This window comes from Lentzea kentuckyensis (assembly GCF_002150765.1).
In the GTDB taxonomy this organism is placed as follows: Bacteria; Actinomycetota; Actinomycetes; order Mycobacteriales; family Pseudonocardiaceae; genus Lentzea; species Lentzea kentuckyensis.
The window spans coordinates 51,087-72,449 of record NZ_MUYM01000074.1; the positions used below are offsets into that span (position 1 = coordinate 51,087).

General features: G+C 68.7%; 18 protein-coding genes. 15 read left to right on the top strand and 3 right to left on the bottom strand.

The genetic code is table 11. The features are described 5' to 3' along the window. Positions 1 to 214: 214 nt before the first annotated feature. On the bottom strand, positions 215 to 595 hold the full coding sequence (locus B0F77_RS31795; protein WP_086666697.1) for a PPOX class F420-dependent oxidoreductase: 381 nt from the start codon (positions 593 to 595) through the stop codon (positions 215 to 217). Between the two features lie 57 nt (positions 596 to 652). Between B0F77_RS31795 and hisF the strand changes: the two genes are divergently transcribed. From hisF to hisI, 3 genes are read left to right on the top strand one after another with little or no spacing between them, the layout of a single operon-like run. Continuing rightward, the gene (gene hisF / locus B0F77_RS31800) at positions 653 to 1,411 is read left to right on the top strand and encodes an imidazole glycerol phosphate synthase subunit HisF (RefSeq protein ID WP_086666698.1); all 759 of its coding nucleotides are present in this window, start codon (positions 653 to 655) and stop codon (positions 1,409 to 1,411) included. Further along, a complete protein-coding gene (locus tag B0F77_RS31805; RefSeq protein ID WP_086666699.1) occupies positions 1,408 to 1,767 on the top strand; it encodes a hypothetical protein in 360 nt (119 codons plus the stop codon). The genes hisF and B0F77_RS31805 overlap by 4 nt, the downstream gene beginning before the upstream one ends. Continuing rightward, the gene (gene hisI / locus B0F77_RS31810; protein WP_086666700.1) at positions 1,764 to 2,117 is read left to right on the top strand and encodes a phosphoribosyl-AMP cyclohydrolase; all 354 of its coding nucleotides are present in this window, start codon (positions 1,764 to 1,766) and stop codon (positions 2,115 to 2,117) included. The genes B0F77_RS31805 and hisI overlap by 4 nt, the downstream gene beginning before the upstream one ends. Before the next feature lie 117 nt (positions 2,118 to 2,234). On the opposite strand, the gene B0F77_RS31815 is transcribed toward hisI, so the two are convergent. Continuing rightward, positions 2,235 to 2,846, bottom strand: coding sequence for a TetR/AcrR family transcriptional regulator (locus B0F77_RS31815; protein WP_086666701.1), 612 nt, complete (start codon positions 2,844 to 2,846; stop codon positions 2,235 to 2,237). 38 nt (positions 2,847 to 2,884) lie between these two features. On the opposite strand from B0F77_RS31815, the gene B0F77_RS31820 reads away from it, so the two are divergent. From B0F77_RS31820 to B0F77_RS31860, 9 genes are all read left to right on the top strand, one after another. After that, a complete protein-coding gene (locus tag B0F77_RS31820; RefSeq protein ID WP_086666702.1) occupies positions 2,885 to 4,423 on the top strand; it encodes an anthranilate synthase component I in 1,539 nt (512 codons plus the stop codon). Then, entirely contained in the window at positions 4,413 to 4,814 is a 402-nt protein-coding gene (locus B0F77_RS31825; RefSeq protein WP_245848916.1) for a Trp biosynthesis-associated membrane protein, read from the top strand. The genes B0F77_RS31820 and B0F77_RS31825 overlap by 11 nt, the downstream gene beginning before the upstream one ends. 132 nt (positions 4,815 to 4,946) lie before the next feature. Then, positions 4,947 to 5,756: an indole-3-glycerol phosphate synthase TrpC gene (gene trpC / locus B0F77_RS31830; protein ID WP_086666704.1), complete on the top strand. Its 810-nt coding sequence runs from the start codon at positions 4,947 to 4,949 to the stop codon at positions 5,754 to 5,756. Positions 5,757 to 5,781: 25 nt separating this feature from the next. After that, the gene (trpB, locus tag B0F77_RS31835; protein WP_086666705.1) at positions 5,782 to 7,002 is read left to right on the top strand and encodes a tryptophan synthase subunit beta; all 1,221 of its coding nucleotides are present in this window, start codon (positions 5,782 to 5,784) and stop codon (positions 7,000 to 7,002) included. Beyond that, the gene (gene trpA / locus B0F77_RS31840; protein WP_086666706.1) at positions 7,002 to 7,790 is read left to right on the top strand and encodes a tryptophan synthase subunit alpha; all 789 of its coding nucleotides are present in this window, start codon (positions 7,002 to 7,004) and stop codon (positions 7,788 to 7,790) included. The genes trpB and trpA overlap by 1 nt, the downstream gene beginning before the upstream one ends. A 392-nt stretch (positions 7,791 to 8,182) precedes the next feature. Beyond that, entirely contained in the window at positions 8,183 to 8,752 is a 570-nt protein-coding gene (locus B0F77_RS31845; protein ID WP_245848917.1) for a Uma2 family endonuclease, read from the top strand. Between the two features lie 591 nt (positions 8,753 to 9,343). Then, the gene (lgt, locus tag B0F77_RS31850; RefSeq protein ID WP_425435751.1) at positions 9,344 to 10,360 is read left to right on the top strand and encodes a prolipoprotein diacylglyceryl transferase; all 1,017 of its coding nucleotides are present in this window, start codon (positions 9,344 to 9,346) and stop codon (positions 10,358 to 10,360) included. 3 nt (positions 10,361 to 10,363) lie between these two features. Next, positions 10,364 to 11,026, top strand: a complete 663-nt coding sequence (locus B0F77_RS31855) for a response regulator transcription factor (protein ID WP_086666707.1) — start codon at positions 10,364 to 10,366, stop codon at positions 11,024 to 11,026. Positions 11,027 to 11,074: 48 nt separating this feature from the next. Continuing rightward, on the top strand, positions 11,075 to 12,448 hold the full coding sequence (locus tag B0F77_RS31860; protein WP_086666708.1) for a sensor histidine kinase: 1,374 nt from the start codon (positions 11,075 to 11,077) through the stop codon (positions 12,446 to 12,448). Here the strand turns inward: B0F77_RS31860 and B0F77_RS31865 are convergent. Further along, positions 12,417 to 13,316, bottom strand: a complete 900-nt coding sequence (locus tag B0F77_RS31865) for a TAXI family TRAP transporter solute-binding subunit (RefSeq protein ID WP_086666709.1) — start codon at positions 13,314 to 13,316, stop codon at positions 12,417 to 12,419. The genes B0F77_RS31860 and B0F77_RS31865 overlap by 32 nt on opposite strands. Before the next feature lie 111 nt (positions 13,317 to 13,427). On the opposite strand from B0F77_RS31865, the gene dctA reads away from it, so the two are divergent. From dctA to B0F77_RS31880, 3 genes are all read left to right on the top strand, one after another. Further along, the gene (gene dctA / locus B0F77_RS31870) at positions 13,428 to 14,777 is read left to right on the top strand and encodes a C4-dicarboxylate transporter DctA (RefSeq protein WP_086666710.1); all 1,350 of its coding nucleotides are present in this window, start codon (positions 13,428 to 13,430) and stop codon (positions 14,775 to 14,777) included. A gap of 502 nt (positions 14,778 to 15,279) precedes the next feature. Beyond that, complete coding sequence (gene gltB, locus B0F77_RS31875) at positions 15,280 to 19,803, top strand: glutamate synthase large subunit (RefSeq protein ID WP_086666711.1); 4,524 nt, start codon at positions 15,280 to 15,282, stop codon at positions 19,801 to 19,803. After that, positions 19,796 to 21,301, top strand: a complete 1,506-nt coding sequence (locus B0F77_RS31880) for a glutamate synthase subunit beta (RefSeq protein ID WP_086666712.1) — start codon at positions 19,796 to 19,798, stop codon at positions 21,299 to 21,301. Before gltB ends, B0F77_RS31880 begins: the two co-directional genes overlap by 8 nt. Positions 21,302 to 21,363: the final 62 nt, after the last annotated feature.

Genomic DNA, 21,363 nt, shown 5'->3' on the forward strand with positions numbered 1-21,363 from the left:
TGAGTCAACGTTGACGTTTCCAATCCACGTTGACTCAACATTGACGGCGCGAATCAACATGGATGCGCCCAATCAACATGGACGGTGACAACGTTGTCATTCGCCGTCGCCGACGCCCGATCAACGTTGAATCAATGTTGAGTCAACGTGGACGGCTCGAATCAATGTGGACGGCCCGAATCAACATTGATTCGGGCCCGTCAATGTTGAGGGTTCAGCTCGGCAGCGTGATCTCGATGCCGACCGTGCCCGTCCGTCCGCGCCGCAGCTTGCTGCCGGTCATCGTCAGCCATCCCATGAAGCCGTATTTCTTCACGATCCGGGCGCGGACGTCGTCGCTCGCGTCGTCGTCCAGCAGCCGGGCGCGCGCCTTGATCGACTCGCCCTTGGGGTTACCGCGCAGGTCGCACGGCCCGATCTCCACGTCCCCGCTGCGCCGGATCCGCTTGACCTTGCCGGTCTCCCTTGCGCTCCAGGCGTAGATCACACCGTCGGACGGGCCGGGCGCGACCCAGACCGGTGTGGGCACCGGGGTGCCGTCCTTGCGGAACGTCGTCAGCAGCAGGTACTGGCCCTTGCCCAACTCGGTGATCATGGCGCCGCAGCGTAGTCCCCAAGGTCGGGCCCGGACGCCCCTTGTAGGCTTTCCCGCATGTCAGTCGCGGTCCGTGTCATCCCCTGTCTCGACGTCGACCGGGGCCGGGTGGTGAAGGGCGTCAACTTCACCAACCTCGTCGACGCGGGCGACCCCGTCGAGCTAGCCAGGGCGTACGACGCCGAGGGCGCCGACGAGCTGACGTTCCTCGACGTGACGGCCAGCAGCGGGGACCGCGAGACGACGTTCGACGTGGTTCGCCGCACGGCCGAGCAGGTGTTCATCCCGCTCACGGTCGGTGGCGGCGTGCGCAGCCCGGAAGATGTCAACAAGCTGCTCCGCGCGGGTGCGGACAAGGTCAGCCTCAACACCGCCGCGATCGCGCGGCCGGAGCTGCTCAAGGAGTGCTCGGAGCGGTACGGGGCCCAGTGCATCGTGCTGTCGGTCGACGCGCGGCGGGTGCCCGGCGGCACCGGCTTCGAGGTCACCACGCACGGCGGCCGCAACGGCACCGGCATCGACGCGGTGCAGTGGGCCGCGCGTGGTCAGGAGCTGGGCGTCGGCGAGATCCTGCTGAACTCGATGGACGCCGACGGCACCAAGGCCGGGTTCGACCTCGAACTGATCGAACTGGTCCGCCGCGAGGTCGACGTCCCGCTGATCGCCAGCGGTGGCGCGGGCGCGATCGACCACTTCCCGCCAGCGGTCGCCGCGGGCGCGGACGCCGTGCTGGCCGCCAGCGTGTTCCACTTCGGACAGCTGCGCATCGGCGAGGTCAAGGACGGCCTGCGCCAGGCGGGCGTCGTAGTGCGATGAAGCCGGTCGAGGTGCGGGTGGCCTCGGCGGTCGCGTTCGGCGGCGCGCTGGTGTTCTTCGTCGTCGGCCTGGTCCTGTGGAGGTCGACGGGCGACGCCGACGTGCTGAAGCTGCCGTCGTTCGTGGCGCTCTTCGAACTGCTCGTCGCGGCCTCGTTGTTGTTGCGGCTGCGGTTCATGCACTACCCGGCGATGGTGGTGTTCGTCCTCGTCGCCTTGCTGCATCTGGTGATCGTGCTGGCCGACGGTCCGGTGTGGACCCGCGTCGCGTCCGGCGTGCTGTCCGCTGTGCACATCTACGGCGTGGTCCTGCTCAACACCGGACCCGCTCGTGAACACCTGGGAGGACCCCGTTGAGCAGCCCGCTCGATCCCGCCATCTCCGCGCGGCTCAAGCGCACCCCGGACGGCCTGGTCTGCGCGGTGGCCCAGCAACGTGACACCCGTGAGGTGCTCATGGTGGCGTGGATGGACGACGAGGCACTGCACCGCACCCTCACCACCCGCCGCGCGACCTACTACTCGCGCAGCCGTCAGCAGCTGTGGGTGAAGGGCGAGACCTCCGGGCACACCCAGTACGTGCACGAGGTGCGGCTCGACTGCGACGGCGACACCCTGCTGCTGCTCGTCGACCAGGTCGGCGCCGCCTGCCACACGGGCGACCGCACGTGCTTCGACGCCACGGTGCTGCTCGGCGCCGACGGCTAGTAGTGCTTTGTCGGNNCTACAACCAACTTGCAGGTGCGGCATCGTGAGAGCGCGACCATCGGGTCGCCTGTGCCTGCTGTCGCGGAAGTCCGTCCCTCCGGACCCGACAAAGCACTACTAGTCCAGGTCGCCCGTCAGGTAGCGCTGCATGTTCGGGGCGATGGCCTTGACCAAGGTCTCCAGGTCGGCCGACGCCAGCGGTTCGAAGTGGACGACGTAGCGGACGATGCCCAGCCCGACCATCTGCGTCGCGCACAGGGTGGCGCGCAGCTCGCGTTGTTCGGCGCCGATCTCCGTCAGCAGGTTCTTGAAGATCGCGTTGACGAAGAACGACTTCAGCGCGTTCGCGACCTCCTGCTGGCTGGTGACGCTGCGGATGAGCGCGGCGAAGGTGCCGCCGCCGGTCGCGTCCCAGACGGTGACGAAGGTGCGGATGATGCGTTCGCCCGCCTGTTCGACGGGGCCGTCGACCAGGCGTTTGAGGATCTCGGCCGGGTCGAACGGGAGCTGCAGCACGGCCTGGGCGAACAGGCCCTCCTTGCCGCCGAACCAGTGGTTGACCATGGCGGCGTCCACGCCTGCCTTGGCGGCGATCGCGCGGACCGTGGCGCCGTCGTATCCCTTTTCCACGAACACTTCGCGGGCCGCGGCGACGAGGGCGGCCCTGGTGTCCTCGCCCGCGGCGCGGCGGCCTCGGCGTTTCTGGTTCACTTGCTCCACATGGGTCATAGTTCAACAGATGTTGAATTTATGCAACAATTACCGGCATGGTGAGCGTCATCGGGGCTGTGGCCGCCGTTGGTCTGGGGGCCGTGAGCCCAACGCGTGAGGAGTTCCGGGAGCTGGCGGTCAACCGCCGGGTCATCCCGGTGGTGCGCAGGCTGCTGGCGGACGCGGAGACCCCTGTCGGGCTGTACCGCAAGCTCGGGGCCGATCGGCCCGGCACGTTCCTCTTCGAGTCGGCGGAGAACGGGCGCTCCTGGTCGCGGTGGTCGTTCATCGGCGTGCAGTCCTCGGCGGCGCTGACGGCGACCGGCGGTGAGGCGTTCTGGACGGGCACGCGGCCCGTGGGGCTGCCGGACGGCGGCGACCCGTTGCAGGCGCTGCGCGAGACCATCGAGGTGCTGCGCACGGACCCGTTGCCCGGCATGCCCCCGCTGACCGGCGGCATGGTCGGCTACATCGGCTACGACGCGGTGCGGCGGCTGGAGCGGCTGCCGAACATCGCCGAGGACGACCTGAAGCTCCCCGAGCTGGTCATGCTGCTCGCTACCGACCTCGCGGCGCTCGACCACCACGAGGGCACGGTCACGCTCATCGCGAACGCGATCAACTGGGACGACTCGCCCGAGCGCGTCGACGCCGCGTACGACGACGCGGTGCGGCGGCTCGACGAGATGACGACGCAGCTGCACACGCCCGCGCCGCCGACCGCCGCCGTGTTCGCGCGGCCGAAGCCCGAGTTCCGGCGCCGGCGCTCGCAGGCCGAGCACTTCGCGGCCGTCGAGAAGGCCAAGGAGGCCATCCGGGCGGGCGAGGCGTTCCAGATCGTGGTGTCGCAGCGGTTCGAGATCGAGACCGACGCCGACGCGCTCGACATCTACCGGGTGCTGCGCGCGACGAACCCCAGCCCGTACATGTACCTGCTGCGCCTCGAGGGGTTCGACATCGTGGGCTCCAGCCCCGAGTCGCTCGTGACCGTGCGCGACGGCAAGGCGACCACCCACCCCATCGCGGGCACCCGCTGGCGGGCGGAGGATCCCGAAGAGGACGCGCTGCTCGAGAAGGACCTGCTCGCCGACCACAAGGAACGCGCGGAGCACCTGATGCTCGTCGACCTCGGCCGCAACGACCTGGGCCGCGTCTGCAAGCCGGGTTCCGTGCACGTCGTCGACTTCTTCAAGGTCGAGCGGTACAGCCACGTCATGCACATCGTGTCGACCGTGACCGGTGAGCTCGCCGAGGGCAAGACCGCCTACGACGCGGTCGCCGCGTGCTTCCCGGCCGGCACGCTGTCCGGTGCGCCCAAGCCGCGCGCGATGGAGCTCATCGAGGAGTTGGAACCCACCCGTCGTGGCCTCTACGGCGGCGTTGTGGGCTACTTCGACTTCGCCGGGGACGCGGACACCGCCATCGCCATCCGGACCGCCCTGGTGCGCGAAGGGGTGGCGTACGTGCAGGCCGGCGGCGGCATCGTGGCCGACTCGGACCCGCTGGCCGAGGACAACGAGTGCCTGAACAAGGCGGGCGCGGTGCTGGCCGCGATCGCCACCGCGCAGACGATGGCGCCGGCTGTTGAAAGCTAGTCGTCCACTGTGGATCGCCGCACTCCTGCTGGTGGGTGCGGCGGGTGCCTTCTGGGGCGCCGGCCTCGTGCCGGTGGCGTTGCTGAGCCTCGCGGCTGTCGCGGCGGTCGTGGCGGTCAGCGGGGTGGCCCGGCGCGTGCTGGGCGCGTTGCTGATCGTCGTGGGCATCGCCGCCGCGTTCTCCGGCCACTGGCTGGCGATCGCCGGAGGCGTGCTCGTGGCGGGCTCCGGCGGCCTTCAGGTAGCGCTCGGGACCCGGATGCCGAAGATCGGGGTGGGCGGGCAGAAGGCCCGCTCGCACGACCCGGAGACGGACATGTGGCGCGCGCTGGAGCGTGGAGATGATCCAACCGACGATAAGACCCCCCGCGGGCCTTCCTCGAACGAGTGAAGATCATTCATCCGCATTCACGCATGTGACACGTGCACAACCATGGCTAGCTGCGTGGACACCGAACCCCCGGTGGCTGGGGCATTACTCCGCCGGGGTTAGCATCCCCATAGCGGGAAGGGGAGCAAGACTGTGACGGTTCTCGAGTCGATCCTCGAAGGTGTGCGTGAGGATCTCGCCGCTCGCGAGGCTCAGTTGTCCTTCGACGTCGTCAAGGAGCGCGCGGCCAAGGCAGCCCCGCCGCTTGACGTGATGTCTGTGCTGCGCGGGCCGAACGTGGGTGTCATCGCCGAGGTCAAGCGCCGCAGCCCCTCCAAGGGCGCGCTGGCGGAGATCCCGGAGCCAGCCGAGCTCGCGTCCGCGTACGAGGCGGGCGGCGCGTCGGTGATCAGCGTGCTGACCGAGCAGCGCCGCTTCGGCGGATCGCTGGCGGACTTCGACGCGGTGCGCCGGACGGTGAAGATCCCACTGCTGCGCAAGGACTTCATCGTGTCGCCGTACCAGGTGCACGAGGCGCGGATGCACGGCGCTGATCTGGTGCTGCTGATCGTGGCGGCGCTGGAGCAGAACGCGCTGGTGTCGCTGCTCGACCGGGTCGAGTCGCTCGGCATGACGGCGCTCGTCGAGGTGCACACGGCCGAAGAGGCCGACCGTGCGCTGGAGGCGGGTTCGTCGGTCATCGGGGTGAACGCGCGCAACCTCCACACGTTGGAGGTGGACAAAGACGTTTTCGGCAGGATCGCTCCGGGGCTACCCTTCGAGACGATCAAGATCGCCGAGTCGGGTGTGACCGGGCCCGGCGACCTGATGTCGTACGCCGGTGCTGGCGCCGACGCGGTGCTCGTCGGCGAAAGCCTGGTGACCAGCGGCGACCCCAAGGCCGCCGTGAACAAGCTCGTGACCGCCGGTTCGCACCCGGCGTGCCCGAGGCCGAGCCGATAAGGCGTTCTGCAAGAGGAGTGACTCGATGGGCCAGTTCACGCCCACGCCGCATGATCCCGACGCACGCGGCCACTTCGGCCCGTGGGGCGGCCGGTTCGTCCCGGAAGCCCTGATCGCGGCGGTGGACGAGCTGGCTGCCGAGTACGACAAGGCGCGCATCGACCCGGAGTTCGTGAACGAGTTCAAGCGGCTCCTGAAGGACTTCGCGGGTCGTCCGTCCCTGCTGACGGAGGCTCCGAAGTTCGCCGAGCACGCCGGGACGCGCGTGTTCCTCAAGCGCGAGGACCTGAACCACACGGGCTCGCACAAGATCAACAACGTGCTCGGCCAGGCGCTGCTGACCAAGCGCATGGGCAAGAAGCGCGTGATCGCCGAGACTGGCGCGGGCCAGCACGGCGTCGCGACCGCCACCGCGTGCGCGCTGCTCGGCCTGGACTGCGTCGTCTACATGGGCGAGGTCGACACCGAGCGCCAGGCGTTGAACGTCGCCCGCATGCGCTTGCTGGGCGCCGAGGTCATCCCGGTGAAGTCCGGCTCGCGCACGCTCAAGGACGCGATCAACGAGGCGTTGCGCGACTGGGTCGCCAACGTCGACGAGACGCACTACCTGCTCGGCACGGCGGCGGGTCCGCACCCGTTCCCGCTGCTGGTCCGCGACTTCCACCGGGTCATCGGCATCGAGGCGCGCGAGCAGATCCTGGAGAAGGCGGGCCGGCTGCCGGACGCCGTCGTCGCCTGCGTGGGTGGCGGCTCCAACGCGATCGGCATCTTCCACGGCTTCATCGACGACGCCGACGTGCGGCTGGTCGGTGTCGAGCCGGGTGGCTCCGGCCTGGACAGCGGCAGCCACGGCGCGACGCTGACCGCCGGTACGCCCGGTTCGCTGCACGGCGCGATGTCGTACGTGATGCAGGACGAGGACGGCCAGATCACCGAGGCGCACTCGATCTCCGCCGGTCTCGACTACCCCGGCGTGGGCCCCGAGCACTCGCACCTCAAGGACATCGGCCGCGCCGAGTACTTCCCGGTCACCGACGCCGAGGCGATGGAGGCGTTCGCGCTGCTGTCCCGCACCGAGGGCATCATCCCGGCGATCGAGTCCGCGCACGCGCTCGCGGGCGCGCTGAAGCTCGGACCCTCGCTCGGACCGGACGGCCTGCTGGTCGTGAACCTTTCTGGTCGCGGGGACAAGGACATGGACACGGCCGTTGCGTACTTCGGCCTGGGTGACGGGGGACAGGCCTGATGTCGTTGTCTGACGTGTTTGCTGCCGCGCGGGCCGAGTCGCGGGCCGCGCTGGTCGGCTACCTCCCGGCGGGTTTCCCGACGGTCGAGGGCTCCAAGGACTACCTCCGTTCGATGATCGACGCGGGTTGCGACGTGGTCGAGGTCGGTCTGCCGTTCTCCGACCCGGTGATCGACGGCCCGACGATCCAGGCCGCCGCCGAGCAGGCGTTGTCCGCCGGCTTCCGCGTGCGCGACCTGTTCGACGTGGTCGCCGCCGTCGCGGACGCCGGTGGGCGCGCGGTCGTGATGACGTACTGGAACCCCGTGCTGCGGTACGGCGTGGACGCGTTCGCCCGCGACCTCGCGGCCGCGGGTGGCCTCGGGATGATCACGCCGGACCTCGTGCCGGACGAGGCCGACGACTGGATGGCGGCTTCCGAGGCGCACGGGCTGGACCGGATCTTCCTGGTGGCGCCGTCGTCCACTGAGGAGCGCATCGCGATGACCGCGCGTGCCTCCTCCGGTTTCCTCTACGCCACGGCGGTCATGGGCGTGACGGGTGCGCGTGATGTGGTGTCGTCTGCTGCTCCTGAGTTGGTCGGACGGGTTCGCGAGCACACCTCGATCCCGGTCGGCGTCGGTCTCGGCGTGCGCTCCGGCGCGCAGGCCGCCGAGATCGCCGGCTTCGCGGACGGCGTGATCGTCGGGTCTGCTTTCGTGTCGGCGGTGGCCGAGGGCGACGGTGCGGTGCGCGCGCTGGCCGCTGACCTGGCCAAGGGCGTGCGATCGGCTGCCGCGACCGTCTGATGTGCTTCTGGTGAACCGCTCGGCCCTGCTCGGGGCCGGGCGGTTCTGCTTTGTAGCGGTGAAACCGACTCTGCAGCGGCGGCTTCACCGCAAGGTTGTTCGGGTGGCGCGGTGTACAGCTTTGAACGGTTGAACACTGTGCTCGCCATCGAGTGGTTGTCGGGATGGCGGGTATTCAGTTGTGGTGGTCTTGCCTCCTTTCGGAGTCTTTAGCGTTCCTCCAAGAGCATGACACAGATTCGAACACCTGATCGAGTGAACCTCGATCGGTTGGGGCCAAAACCCCGTTTTGTTGCCGGTCTGACCTGCGATCGTGGCGCTATGTGCAAGCCAGCCATCCGCACGGCGTGCCACACTGGTGGTGCGCAGGCGGTCAACGGAGGTGATGGCCAGTGGCGGCGCCAGCCGAAGCCAAGGTCGATTTCCTGCTGCCCAACCACGAGGGGCCCTGGACGATCGAGGACGTCCTCGCCTTGCCTGAGGACAACAGTCAACGCATCGAACTCGTTGACGGGATGCTTTACGTGAGTCCGCTGGGTACCGCCGCACACCAACGACTGGTGTTCGAGGCGTCGTACGCGCTGCGTGGAGCGTGTCCGAAGGAGTTCGAGGCCACGATCGAGCTGAACGTCGAGTTCGATGATCGCCGGCTGTTCATCCCCGACTTCACCGTGCTCAAGAAAAGGGGCGCGAAGGGTTTGACGGTGCCGGTGGAGGACGTGCTCCTCATCGGTGAGGTGATCTCCCGGAGCACCAAGCTGAAGGACCTGGTCGTCAAGCGCCAGGTGTACGCCGAAGCCGGTGTGCCCTACTACCTGATCATCGATCCGGCCAAGGACGTTCCCGTGGCCACGTTGTTCGAGCTCGCAGAAGGTGGGAAGTACGTCGAGATCGCGCGCAGCGACAACGGTGTGCTGACCTTCGAGCGGCCGTTCCCGGTCACCATCGAGCTGCCCTCTTAGCCGTAGCGCCACTCCAGCCGGGTGGTAGACCTCCCGGCATATCGACCTCAACGCGTGGTGGACGCGCGCGGTCCGCTCCGAGCGGAGCGATACGTATCGCGCAAAAGAGCCAGCCACGTCGCGAGGGGCGAACACGGAGGAGAGGCACGCGGTCGCACAAGGCCCACGCGCGCCACTCGTCGGCGAGCTCGGTGATCCGCGTGGCGTCGTCGCACAACGGCGCGAAGTGTCGCACCCCCTCGACGGGCTTGGATTCCGTGGCGCCGTTGTCCGCCGTGGCCACCAGGTTCACGTATCGCCCACCGGCAATGACATACCTGACGACGCGCGCCCGCTGGTGGCGCGCCGGGTGGTGCGCTGGTGAGACTGCTGGGCGGACCGCTGGTGGGAGCCGCACGAGTTCGAAGCTGGGGAGCGGCGCGAGTTCGAGGTCGCACGGCCTATGCGCAGCTACCACACACACGTGCCTGGCCGGGTACCCCCAATTTCAATTCTAGGGAGCGGCACCGACAGGTTCTGGCTCGGTAACGATCGAGCTTCCGAACGAGACGCGCACGAGAGGTTCACAAGGCCACCGGTACGGTGGGCGACGTGTTGAACGGGTTGAACGCCGTCCTGGCCACGATCCCGAGCCCAGACCGTGGTGTTTGGTATCTCGGTCCGCTCCCCATCAGGGCCTACGCGCTGTGCATCATCGCCGGCATCATCGTCGCCATCTGGTGGGGTGAGCGCCGTTGGGTCGAACGCGGCGGCATCAAGGGCGAGGTGACCGACATCGCCGTGTGGGCGGTGCCGTTCGGCCTCGTCGGCGGGCGGCTCTACCACGTCATCACGGACAACCAGAAGTACTTCGGGCCGGGCAAGAACCCGCTCGCGGCGCTGGAGATCTGGAACGGCGGCCTCGGCATCTGGGGTGCCATCGCGCTCGGCGCGGTCGGTGCCTGGATCGGGTGCCGGCGCAAGGGCATCCCGCTGCCGGCGCTGGCGGACGCGCTGGCGCCCGGCATCGTGGTGGCGCAGGCCATCGGGCGGCTCGGCAACTACTTCAACCAGGAGCTCTACGGCGGCGACACGACGTTGCCGTGGGGTCTGGAGATCTACCGCCGCGTCACGCCGGAGGGGCGTGAGGACGCGCTGGCCGGGGTGGCGATCGATCACACGCCGATCCAGGTCGTGCATCCGACGTTCCTCTACGAGCTGCTGTGGAACCTCGGCGTCGCCTTGCTGCTCGTGTGGGCCGACCGCAAGTTCCGGCTGGGTCACGGGCGGACGTTCGCGCTGTACGTCGCGGGCTACACGGCCGGGCGGTTCTGGATCGAGCTGATGCGCACCGACGAGGCGACGCTGATCTTCGGCACGCGCGTGAACGTGTTCGTGTCGGTGCTGGTGTTCCTCGGTGCGGTCGCCTACTTCATCATCGCCAGGTCTCGCGGTGAACGTGAGGACGTGGCTGCGCTGCGCGGCACCGGGCCCGTGGAAGACGGAGAACCCGCGGCCGAGAACAAGGCCGAAGAGGCCGAAGTCGTCGAGGAGCAGGACGACGCCGCGAAGGACGAGAAGAGCCCCGCGGAGTCCGTCAACTCCCCGGAGTCCGTCAAACCGGAGTGATCTGTGCGCGTGCTCGTCGTCGAGGATGACGACCGGGTGGCACGAGGCCTGCTGACCGCGCTGCGGCACGCCGGCTACGAGGTGCATCGGGTGGCCACGGCCGCCGACGCGCTGCGTGCCGCTCCCGCCGACGTGGTGCTGCTCGACCTCGGCTTGCCCGACGGCGACGGCCTGGACGTGCTGCGCGAGTTGCGGCACCGTCCGGGCACCGCCGTCATCACCGTCACCGCGCGCGGTGAGGAACGCGAACGCGTGCTCGGGCTGCGCGCGGGCGCGGACGACTACGTGGTGAAGCCGTTCGGCACGTCGGAGCTCCTGGCCCGCATCGAGGCTGTGCTAAGACGAACCCGCACGCACCGCGCCGGGCCCGAGAGCGACCTGTTGGTGCAGGTCGGCGCGTTGCAGCTCTCCACGTCGACGCGCGAGGTCACGCTGGACGGCGAGCCGCTGTCGCTGACCCGAAAGGAGTTCGACCTGCTCGCGCTGCTCGCCACCCGCAAGGGCGAGGTGGTGAGCCGGGACTTCATCGTCGACCAGGTGTGGCAGGCGCACTGGGAGGCGCCGTCGCGGACGCTGGACACGCACATCGCGGCCCTGCGCGGGAAGCTCGGCGGGCACGTCAGGATCGAGACGGTCCGGGGTGTGGGCTACCGCCTCGCCACGTGACGAGTCTCCGAGAGACATCCGCAAACAGGTGCGGAACAATCTCAACTGATGCTCCGCCGACTGCTCGTCATCACCGTTCCGCTGCTCGTCGCCCTGGTCGCGGCGCTCGGCATCCCGCTCGCGTCCGCGGTGGTGCAGCGCGAAACGCAGACCACGTACCTCGACCGCCTCGGTGACGCGAGCCGCTTCGCCTCGCTGGCCGAGAGCGCGCTGCAGTCGGACCGGCTGGAGGCGCTCAGCCAGGAGATCCAGCGCTACGACGCCCTCTACGACGTCCCGGTCGCCTTGGTCAGTGCGGACCGGCGGATCCTGCTGGCCTCCCGGCTGGGGTTCAACCCGACCGACGACCTCGAGGTCACGAAGGCCCTGAACACGGCGTTGAACGGCGGCATCCGGCCAGAACCCGACTACACGGGCTGGCCGTGGCGCACCGGGTCGATGGTCGTCGTCGAACCGGTCGGGCGGGACAGCGAGGTCGTGGCCGCGGTCGTCACCATCTCGCAGACGACGAGCCTCCGGACCGAGGTGCTGCGGCAGTGGGGCCTCATGGCGCTGGCCGGTCTCGCGCCGATGCTCGCCGTGGTCGCCGCCGCCTGGCCGATGTCGCGGTGGGTGCTCAGGCCCGTGAGCAGGCTCGACGAGGCCACCGCGGCGGTGGCGGCCGGCAACCTCGACGTGCGGGCGGACGAGGTCGGCGGCCCACCCGAACTCCGCCGGCTCGCGAAGAGCTTCAACACCATGGTCGACGTCGTCGGCAGGGCGTTGAACAGGCAAAAGGCGTTCGTCGCCGACGCGTCGCACCAGCTGCGCAACCCGTTGGCCAGCCTCCGGCTCGCCGTCGACAACCTCGAACCGCACGTCCAGGGCGAGCACGGCCGGGAGGCGCACCAGATCGCGGTCGAGGAGGCCGAGGAGATGGGACGCGTGCTCGACACGCTGCTCGCCGCGACCCGCCTCGACAGCGCCCGCACGACCGAACCCGTCGAGATCGACCAGCTGCTCGTGACCCACAAGCCGGCCTGGCAGGCGCTCGCGGCGAAGTCCGGGGTCGACCTCAGGATCGACGTGCCGCCCGGCCTCACCATGCAGGAGCCGCCCGGCGGGCTCGGCAGCGTGCTGGACGAGCTGGTCAGCAACGCCTTCCGGCTCGCCAACGCCACCGAGGTGCGGGTCACCGGCAGGCCCGGTGAGCTGCACGTCATCGACAACGGCGACGGCCTGAACGGCGAGGAACGCGAGCACGCGCTGCAGCGGTTCTGGCGCGCCACCAAACACCAGAACATCGCGGGCACCGGGATGGGCCTCGCGATCTGCGCCGAGCTGATCGAGTCGGCCGGCGGCACGCTCACCCTGCACGACGCGGACCCCGGACTGGACGTCCGGATCTCCCTCAGCGCTTCACGGAACGGAACCAGCGCATAGCGCCGTCGTGCAGCGGCACGAGACCGGTCGCGATGCCGGTGCGGACGTTTATCCGCGACGCCTCCGGATGCCCCTCCACGATCCGCGCCGTCTCGGTGAACACCGTGCGCGTCACCACCTCCACCACGTCCGCGCTCAGCGTGTCGCGCGCCAGCAGCAGGTTCGGCACCGCGAACGTGTGGTTCGCGGCCACGCCCTCGTAGGTGGTGCTGGGGATGGTCGCCGGGATGTACGGCCCCTTGTAGGCGTCGGCGAGCTTGACGGCCTCCTCCGCGATGTCGATCAGCCGCACCTTCTCCTTCAGGTCGGTGATCGCGGGAGTCGGTATTCCGGTCAGCGCCAGCATCGCGTCCAGCGATCCGTCCGCGACCCGGCGGGAGGCCTCCGAGTGGGCCATGCGTGCGTCCATTGCGGACACGTTGAACGCCTTCAGCATCCGCATCGACGTGAACTCCGTGCCAGAACCCGTGGGCCCCAACGAGATCCGCTTGCCCGCGAGATCGGCGAAGGTCCGGATCGGCGACGCGGCCGGCACGGCGATCTGCATGAAACTGTCGTAGAGCCGCCCGACCGCGCGGACGCTCTGCGGGTCGTCGATGGGGTCCAAAGAGGACAACGCGAGCTGCGCCTCACCGGAGCGCAGCAGGGCCAGGTTCTCCACCGACGCCGCGGTCGGGATCGCCGTCACCTTCGTGCCGGGCAGCTGCTCGGCCAGCGCGGCCGCGAGCGCTCCGCCGACCTCGCGGAAGACCGCGCCCTCCGGTCCGGTCGCGAGCACCAGTTCGGCGGGTGCGTCGACCCTGCGCGGGGTACACCCGGCGAGAGCCAGACCTGCACCCAGCAGGAGTGTGCGACGGCTGAGTGACACGGATGAAGCCTAGCTGTTACGTCAGAGCTGTCTGAAGTTTCCGTGTGTCGGCTTGTTGCCGTCGGTGGCGCGGCTCACTCTCCTACTCAACGCGAAGTTCAAGGAGGAACCGTGGCGACCACCACCACCGGCCGCAAACCGATCTACAAGCACCTGTATTTCTGGGTGCTCGTCTCCATCGTGCTGGGCGCGGCCGTCGGCTTCCTGTTCCCCAAACAGGCGTCCGAGATGAAGTGGCTCGCGGATCTGTTCGTCAACCTCGTCAAGGTCGTCATCGCGCCGACCATCTTCGCGACGATCATCGTCGGCATCGCGGGCCTGGGCAATCTCGCCAAGGCGGGCGGTCTCGCACTGCGGACGATCCTCTACTTCACCGCGATGACGACGGTGGCGCTCGCCATCGGCCTCCTCGTGGTGAACATCGTGGCGCCGGGTCACCACGGCGGTGAGATCGCGCTGAACGAGGCCGCGGCCAAGGACACGCTGAAGTCGGCGTCGACCGCCGAAACCGGGGTCACCGGCTTCATCCTGAGTCTGGTGCCGAAGTCGTTCGTCAGCGCCTTCACGGACGGACAGCTGATCCAGGTCCTCGTCGTCGCGATCCTCGTGGCCATCGCCGTGGCGGGCATGGGCGAGCGCGGTGCCAAGGTCGTCTCCGCGATGGAGACCCTGTCCAAGGTCATGTTCGGCATCATCAAGATCGTCATGTACGCGGCGCCGATCGGTGCGTTCGGTGGCATCGCCTACACGGTCGGCAAGTTCGGTGGCGGCATCCTCAGCAAGCTGCTCTGGCTGATGGGTTCCTTCTACGCCACCTGTTTCCTGTTCATCGTCGTCGTTCTCGGCATCGTGGCGCGGATCGCGGGCTTCAGCCTCCTGAAGTTCCTGCGCTACATCAAGGACGAGATCCTGATCGTGCTCGGCACGTCGTCGTCCGAGTCGGTGCTGCCGCGCATGATGGTCAAGCTGGAGGCGGCGGGCGCGCAGAAGTCGGTCGTGGGCCTCACCATCCCGACCGGCTACTCGTTCAACCTCGACGGCACCTGCATCTACCTGACCATGGGCGCGATCTTCATCGCCCAGGCCACTGGCCACGACGTCTCGATCGGCGTCCAGATCGGCCTGCTGCTGTTCATGCTGATCGCGTCGAAGGGCGCGGCGGGCGTCACCGGCGCCGGCCTCGTCACCCTGGCCGCCTCGCTGCAGGCCTTCGAGGCCCACTCAGCCATCCCCGCGGTCGGCATCGCGCTGATCGTCGGCATCGACCGCTTCATGTCGGAGGCCCGCGCCATCACCAACGTGATCGGCAACGGTGTCGGCTCGCTGGTCGTCGCCGCGTGGCAGAAGGGGCTGGACAAGGAGCGCCTGAACGAGGTGCTGGACAACCCCGACCTGGTCGACGTGGACGACCTGCTGGAGAAGCAGCACGCCGAGTCGGACAAGGCGGCGGCTGCCCACTGAGGACGTCCGTGACCGGAGGCGTCTCTCCTCGCCTCCGGTCACGTGACCAGCCAAGGCCTCTTGAATGCCGAGGTCCCGCTCTCCCCGCATGCGGCGCGGGGAGAACGGGACCTCGGTCTTTTGCATGTGAACGAAAGCCGGTGAGCGTCCGCTAACTGAGATGACAAGGCGCGGACCAGGCAAAACACTGTGTTACCCAGTGAGTCTGGTGTTAAACCGTGATTGTCGCGCAACTCTCATCGGGCTGGCTCATGTTGAACGTTCGGTTACGCTAACCCGGCCGTAACGTTGCTCGACGTTCGCTGCAATGTCGCTCAGCGCTGGGAAATCGTTACGCTTCCATGACCTAGATCACCCATTGGCGGGTGTCCCTGGGTTTCGCGGCTGTTAAAGTCGCGTCAACACGCGGGCCATCGTCGTCCCGTGCTCCCACCTGTTGGTTCGAGGTCTGAGCACGAGGACTTTAGTTCTTTACGCGAGGACGACGAAGGAGGTCTGCGCAGTGATCTTCTCCGCCATCCCCGGCCCCCAGGGTCTTTACGACCCGGCTGATGAGCGCGACGCCTGCGGTGTCGCCATGGTGGCCGACATCCAGGGCAGGCGTTCTCACGGCATCGTTGTCGACGCGTTGACAGCGCTGGCCAACCTGGAGCACCGCGGCGCCGCCGGCGCCGAGCCCACCTCGGGTGACGGTGCGGGCATCCTGCTGCAGCTGCCGGACGAGTTTCTGCGCGCTGTGGCCGAGTTCGAGCTCCCGGAACGCGGGCAATACGCGGCGGGAATCGCTTTCCTTCCGTTTGAATCCGAAGAACGCGTCGAGGCAATGCGGCAGATCGAACGCATTGCCGAAGAGGAGAACCTCGTCGTTCTCGGCTGGCGCGACGTTCCGGTCGACCCGGAGAAGGCGAACGTCGGCCCGACGGCGCTGTCGGTGGCCCCGCACTTCGCACAGCTGTTCGTGAAGGGCACGCGTGACGAGTCCGGCATCGCGCTGGACCGCCTGGCTTTCTGCCTGCGCAAGCGGGTCGAGCACGAAGGCAGCGTGTACTTCCCGTCGCTGTCCGCGCGCACGATCGTCTACAAGGGAATGCTGACGACCGAGCAGCTGCCGGCGTTCTTCCCCGACCTGCACGACGAGCGCCTCTACACGGCGATCGCGTTGGTGCACAGCCGTTTCTCCACGAACACCTTCCCCTCGTGGCCGCTCGCGCACCCGTTCCGGTTCGTCGCGCACAACGGTGAGATCAACACCGTGCGTGGCAACCGCAACCGCATGCGCGCCCGCGAGGCTTTGCTGGACAGCGAACTCATTCCCGGCGACCTCGCCAGGCTGTTCCCGATCTGCGACCCCGAAGGGTCGGACTCGGCGTCGTTCGACGAGGTGCTGGAACTGCTGCACCTCGGCGGCCGCAGCCTGCCGCACGCCGTGCTGATGATGATCCCGGAGGCGTGGGAGAACCACGCCACGATGGACCCGAAGCGCCGTGCGTTCTACCAGTTCCACGCTTCGCTGATGGAGCCGTGGGACGGCCCGGCCTGCGTCACGTTCACCGACGGCGAGCTCGTCGGCGCGGTGCTCGACCGCAACGGCCTGCGTCCCGCCCGCTGGTGGCAGACCGCGGACGGCCGCGTCGTACTGGCGTCCGAGACCGGTGTGCTCGACGTGCCGTCCGACCAGGTGGTCGCGAAGGGCCGCCTGCAGCCGGGCCGCATGTTCCTGGTGGACACCACCCAGGGCCGCATCCTCGACGACGACGAGTTCAAGTCGGGGCTGGCCTCGGAGGAGCCCTACGACGAGTGGCTGCACGCCGGCCTGCTCGACCTCGCCGACCTGTCCGACCGCGAACACGTGGTGCAGAGCCACGAGTCGGTCGTGCGCCGCCAGCTCACCTTCGGCTACACCGAGGAGGAGCTGCGGATCCTGCTCACGCCCATGTCGATCTCGGGCGCGGAGCCGCTGGCCTCCATGGGCACGGACACCCCGGTCGCGGCGCTGAGCCAGCGTTCCCGGCTGCTCTACGACTACTTCGTGCAGAACTTCGCACAGGTCACGAACCCGCCGCTGGACGCGATCCGCGAGGAGATCGTCACGTCCGTCAAGCGCGTGATGGGCCCCGAGCAGAACCTGCTCGACCCCGGCCCGGTCTCGTGCCGCCACGTGACGCTCGACTACCCGGTCATCGACAACGACGAGCTCGCCAAGCTCATCCACATCAACGACGACGGCGACCTGCCGGGCTTCGCCTGCACCGTCCTGTCCGGACTGTACGAAGTGGACGGTGGCGGCGAGGCGCTGACCGCCGCGATCGAGCGCGTGCGTCGCGAGGCGTCGGAGGCCATCGCGAACGGCGCCCGGACGCTGGTGCTGAGCGACCGCGACTCCGACCACCGGATGGCGCCGATCCCGTCGCTGCTGCTCGTCTCCGCGGTGCACCACCACCTGGTGCGCACCAAGGAACGTCTGCGTGTCGCGCTGGTCGTCGAGTCCGGTGACTGCCGCGAGGTCCACCACGTCGCCGCGCTGCTGAGCTACGGCGCCGCCGCGGTGAACCCGTACCTCGCGTTCGAGACGATCGAGGACCTGATCAGCCAGGGCGCCATCACCGGTGTCCCGGCGCACAAGGCGATCCGCAACTACGTCAAGGCGCTCGTGAAGGGCGTCCTGAAGATCATGTCGAAGATGGGCATCTCGACGGTCGGCGCCTACACCGCGGCGCAGATCTTCGAGGCGGTCGGCCTGTCCAACGACCTGCTCGACGAGTACTTCACCGGAACGCAGTCCAAGCTCGGTGGAGCCGGGCTGGAGGTGCTCGCGGAGGAGGTGGCGCTGCGCCACCGCCGCGCGTTCCCGGACAACCCGACCGACCGCGCGCATCGCAGGCTGGAAGTCGGTGGCGAGTACTCCTACCGCCGCGAGGGCGAGCTGCACCTGTTCACGCCGGAGACGGTGTTCCTGTTGCAGCACGCCACGAAGACGCGCAAGGAGGAGGCCTTCCGCCAGTACACGGCGGAGGTCGAGCGCATCTCGCGGCAGGGCGGCACGTTGCGCGGCCTGTTCAAGTTCCGCACCGAGGGCCGCACGCCGATCCCGATCGACGAGGTCGAGCCGGTCAGCTCGATCGTCAAGCGCTTCAACACCGGCGCCATGTCCTACGGCTCGATCTCCGCCGAGGCGCACGAAACCCTCGCCATCGCCATGAACCGGCTCGGTGGCCGGTCCAACTCCGGTGAGGGCGGCGAGGACCGCGAGCGCCTGTACGACCCGGAGCGCCGCTCCGCCGTCAAGCAGGTCGCGAGTGGACGGTTCGGCGTCACGAGCGAGTACCTCGTGAACTCCACGGACATCCAGATCAAGATGGCGCAGGGCGCGAAGCCCGGCGAGGGCGGCCAGCTGCCCGGCTTCAAGGTCTACCCGTGGATCGCGCGCACCCGGCACTCCACGCCCGGCGTCGGTCTCATCTCGCCACCGCCGCACCACGACATCTACTCGATCGAAGACCTGGCGCAGCTCATCCACGACCTGAAGAACGCGAACGAGCAGGCCCGCGTTCACGTGAAGCTGGTCTCGTCGATCGGTGTCGGCACGGTCGCGGCGGGTGTCGCCAAGGCGCACGCGGACGTCGTGCTGATCTCGGGCTACGACGGTGGCACCGGTGCCTCGCCGATGAACTCGCTGAAGCACGCGGGAACGCCGTGGGAGATCGGTCTCGCCGAGACGCAGCAGACGTTGCTGCTCAACGGTTTGCGCGACCGCATCACCGTTCAGGTCGACGGCGCGATGCGCACCGGCCGTGACGTCGTCGTCGCCGCTCTGCTGGGCGCCGAGGAGTTCGGCTTCGCGACCGCGCCACTGATCGTCGCGGGCTGCGTGATGATGCGCGTCTGCCACCTGGACACGTGCCCGGTCGGCGTCGCCACGCAGAACCCCGACCTGCGCGCCCGCTACACCGGCCAGGCCGACCACGTCGTGAACTTCTTCGAGTTCATCGCGCAGGAGGCCCGCGAGCTGCTGGCGGAGCTCGGTTTCCGCACGATCGACGAGGCCGTCGGACACGCGGAGCTGCTCGACAAGGACGATGCGATCGAGCACTGGAAGACCGAGGGCCTGAACCTGGAGCCGGTGTTCGAGGTGCCGGAAACCCCGTACCCGACGGCGAAGCGCAAGATCCGCGACCAGGACCACGGCCTGGACAAGGCCCTGGACCGCACGCTCATCCAGCTCGCCGAGGCGGCGCTGGAGGACGCGCACCAGGTCAACCTGGAGCTGCCGGTCCGCAACGTCAACCGCACGGTCGGCACGCTGCTCGGCGCCGAGGTCACCCGTCGCTACGGCGGCGAGGGCCTGGAGGACGACACGATCCGGGTGAAGCTCACCGGGTCGGCCGGCCAGTCGCTCGGCGCGTTCCTGCCGCGCGGCATCACGCTGGAGATGGTCGGCGACGCGAACGACTACGTCGGCAAGGGCCTGTCCGGCGGGCGGATCATCGTCCGGCCGCACGACGACGCGCCGTTCCGCGCCGAGGACCAGGTGATCGCGGGCAACGTGATCGGCTACGGCGCCACGTCCGGCGAGGTGTTCCTGCGCGGTCGCGTCGGTGAGCGGTTCTGCGTGCGCAACTCCGGCGCGCTGCTCGTGGCGGAGGGCGTGGGCGACCACGCGTTCGAATACATGACCGGTGGCCGGGCAGTGGTGCTCGGGCCGACCGGGCGCAACGTCGCGGCCGGCATGTCCGGCGGCATCGCGTACGTGCTCGACCTGGACCCGTTGTCGGTGAACCAGGAGATGGTGCAACTGCAGCGCCTCAACGCCGAGGACCTGCGTTGGCTCAAGGACGCCGTCACCAAGCATCACCAGCACACCGGCTCTGCCGTCGCTGCGTCGCTGCTCGGTGACTGGACTCGGCGAGCCGGTGCGTTCACGAAGGTCATGCCCGGCGACTATCAGCGCGTTCTCGAGGCCATGCGCCTCGCCCGCGCCGAGGGCCGGGACGTTGACGCGGCTGTCATGGAGGCGTCTCGTGGCTGATCCACAGGGTTTCATGAAGTACACCCGGTCCGACGCGCCGAAGCGTCCGAAGCCGGAACGCTTGCAGGACTGGAACGAGGTCTACCTCGCCGAGGATCCCGCCGAGCGCAACAAGGCCGTCCGCACGCAGGCGACGCGGTGCATGGACTGCGGCATTCCCTTCTGCCACAGCGGAACCGCGGGTTGCCCGCTCGGGAACCTGATCCCGGAGTGGAACGACCTGGTGCGCCGCGGCGACTGGGAGCTCGCCTCGGACCGCCTGCACGCCACCAACAACTTCCCGGAGTTCACGGGTCGTCTGTGCCCGGCACCGTGTGAGGCCGCCTGCGTGCTGGCGATCTCGCACGACGCCGGTGGTGCCGTCGCGATCAAGCGGGTCGAGGAGACCATCGCGGACATGTCGTGGGAGAACGGCTATGTCCAGCCGTCCCAGGCGACCGTGTCCTCGGGCAAGCGCGTCGCCGTCGTCGGTTCCGGACCCGCTGGACTGGCCGCCGCGCAGCAGTTGACCCGTGCGGGCCACGAAGTCGTGGTGTACGAACGGGACGACCGGCTCGGCGGGTTGCTGCGGTACGGCATCCCCGAGTTCAAGATGGAGAAGAAGGTCCTCGACCGGCGCCTGTCGCAGCTTCGCCGTGAGGGCACCAAGTTCGTGACCGGCTGCGAGGTCGGCGTCGACATCACGGTCGAACAGCTGCGCGCCGAGTTCGACGCGGTCGTGCTGGCCGTGGGCGCTTTGCGCGGCCGTGACGACAAGTCGACTCCTGGGCGCGAGCTCAAGGGCGTGCACCTCGCGATGGACCACCTGGTCCCCGCGAACCGCGCCGTCGAGGGTGACGGTCCGTCCCCGATCTCGGCCGAGGGCAAGCACGTCATCGTGATCGGTGGCGGCGACACGGGCGCCGACTGCTACGGCACCGCGACCCGCCAGGGCGCGCTGTCCGTGACGCAGCTGGACCAGTACCCGATGCCGCCCACCGTGCGCGACGACGACCGCTCGCCGTGGCCCGTGTGGCCGCACATCCTGCGCACCTACCCGGCGCACGAGGAAGCCGGCGAACGCCGCTTCACCGTGGCGGTGCGTCGCTTCGTGGGTGACGACGACGGCCACGTGCGTTTCATCGAACTGCAGCAGGTGCGCGTCGAGAAGGACTCGTCCGGCCGCCGTTCCGTGGTGCCGCTGTCCGACGAGGTCGAGCTGCTGCCCGCGGACATGGTGCTGCTGGCGATCGGGTTCGAGGGCGTCGAGCACATGCGGCTCCTGGACGACCTCGGGATCTCGCTGACGACGCGCGGCACGATCTCGTGCGGCTCCGACTGGCAGACGACCGCGCCCGGCGTGTTCGTCTGCGGGGACGCGCACCGCGGTGCTTCCCTTGTGGTGTGGGCGATCGCGGAGGGGCGGTCCGTGGCGAACGCCGTGGACAACTTCCTCACGGGTTCCTCGAACCTGCCTTCGCCGGTTATTCCGAACCAGCTTCCGCTCGCTGTGGTCTGACAACGGAGTCCGACCACCGGCAGCAGTATGACGCCCCGGCCGACAACGACGTCGACCGGGGC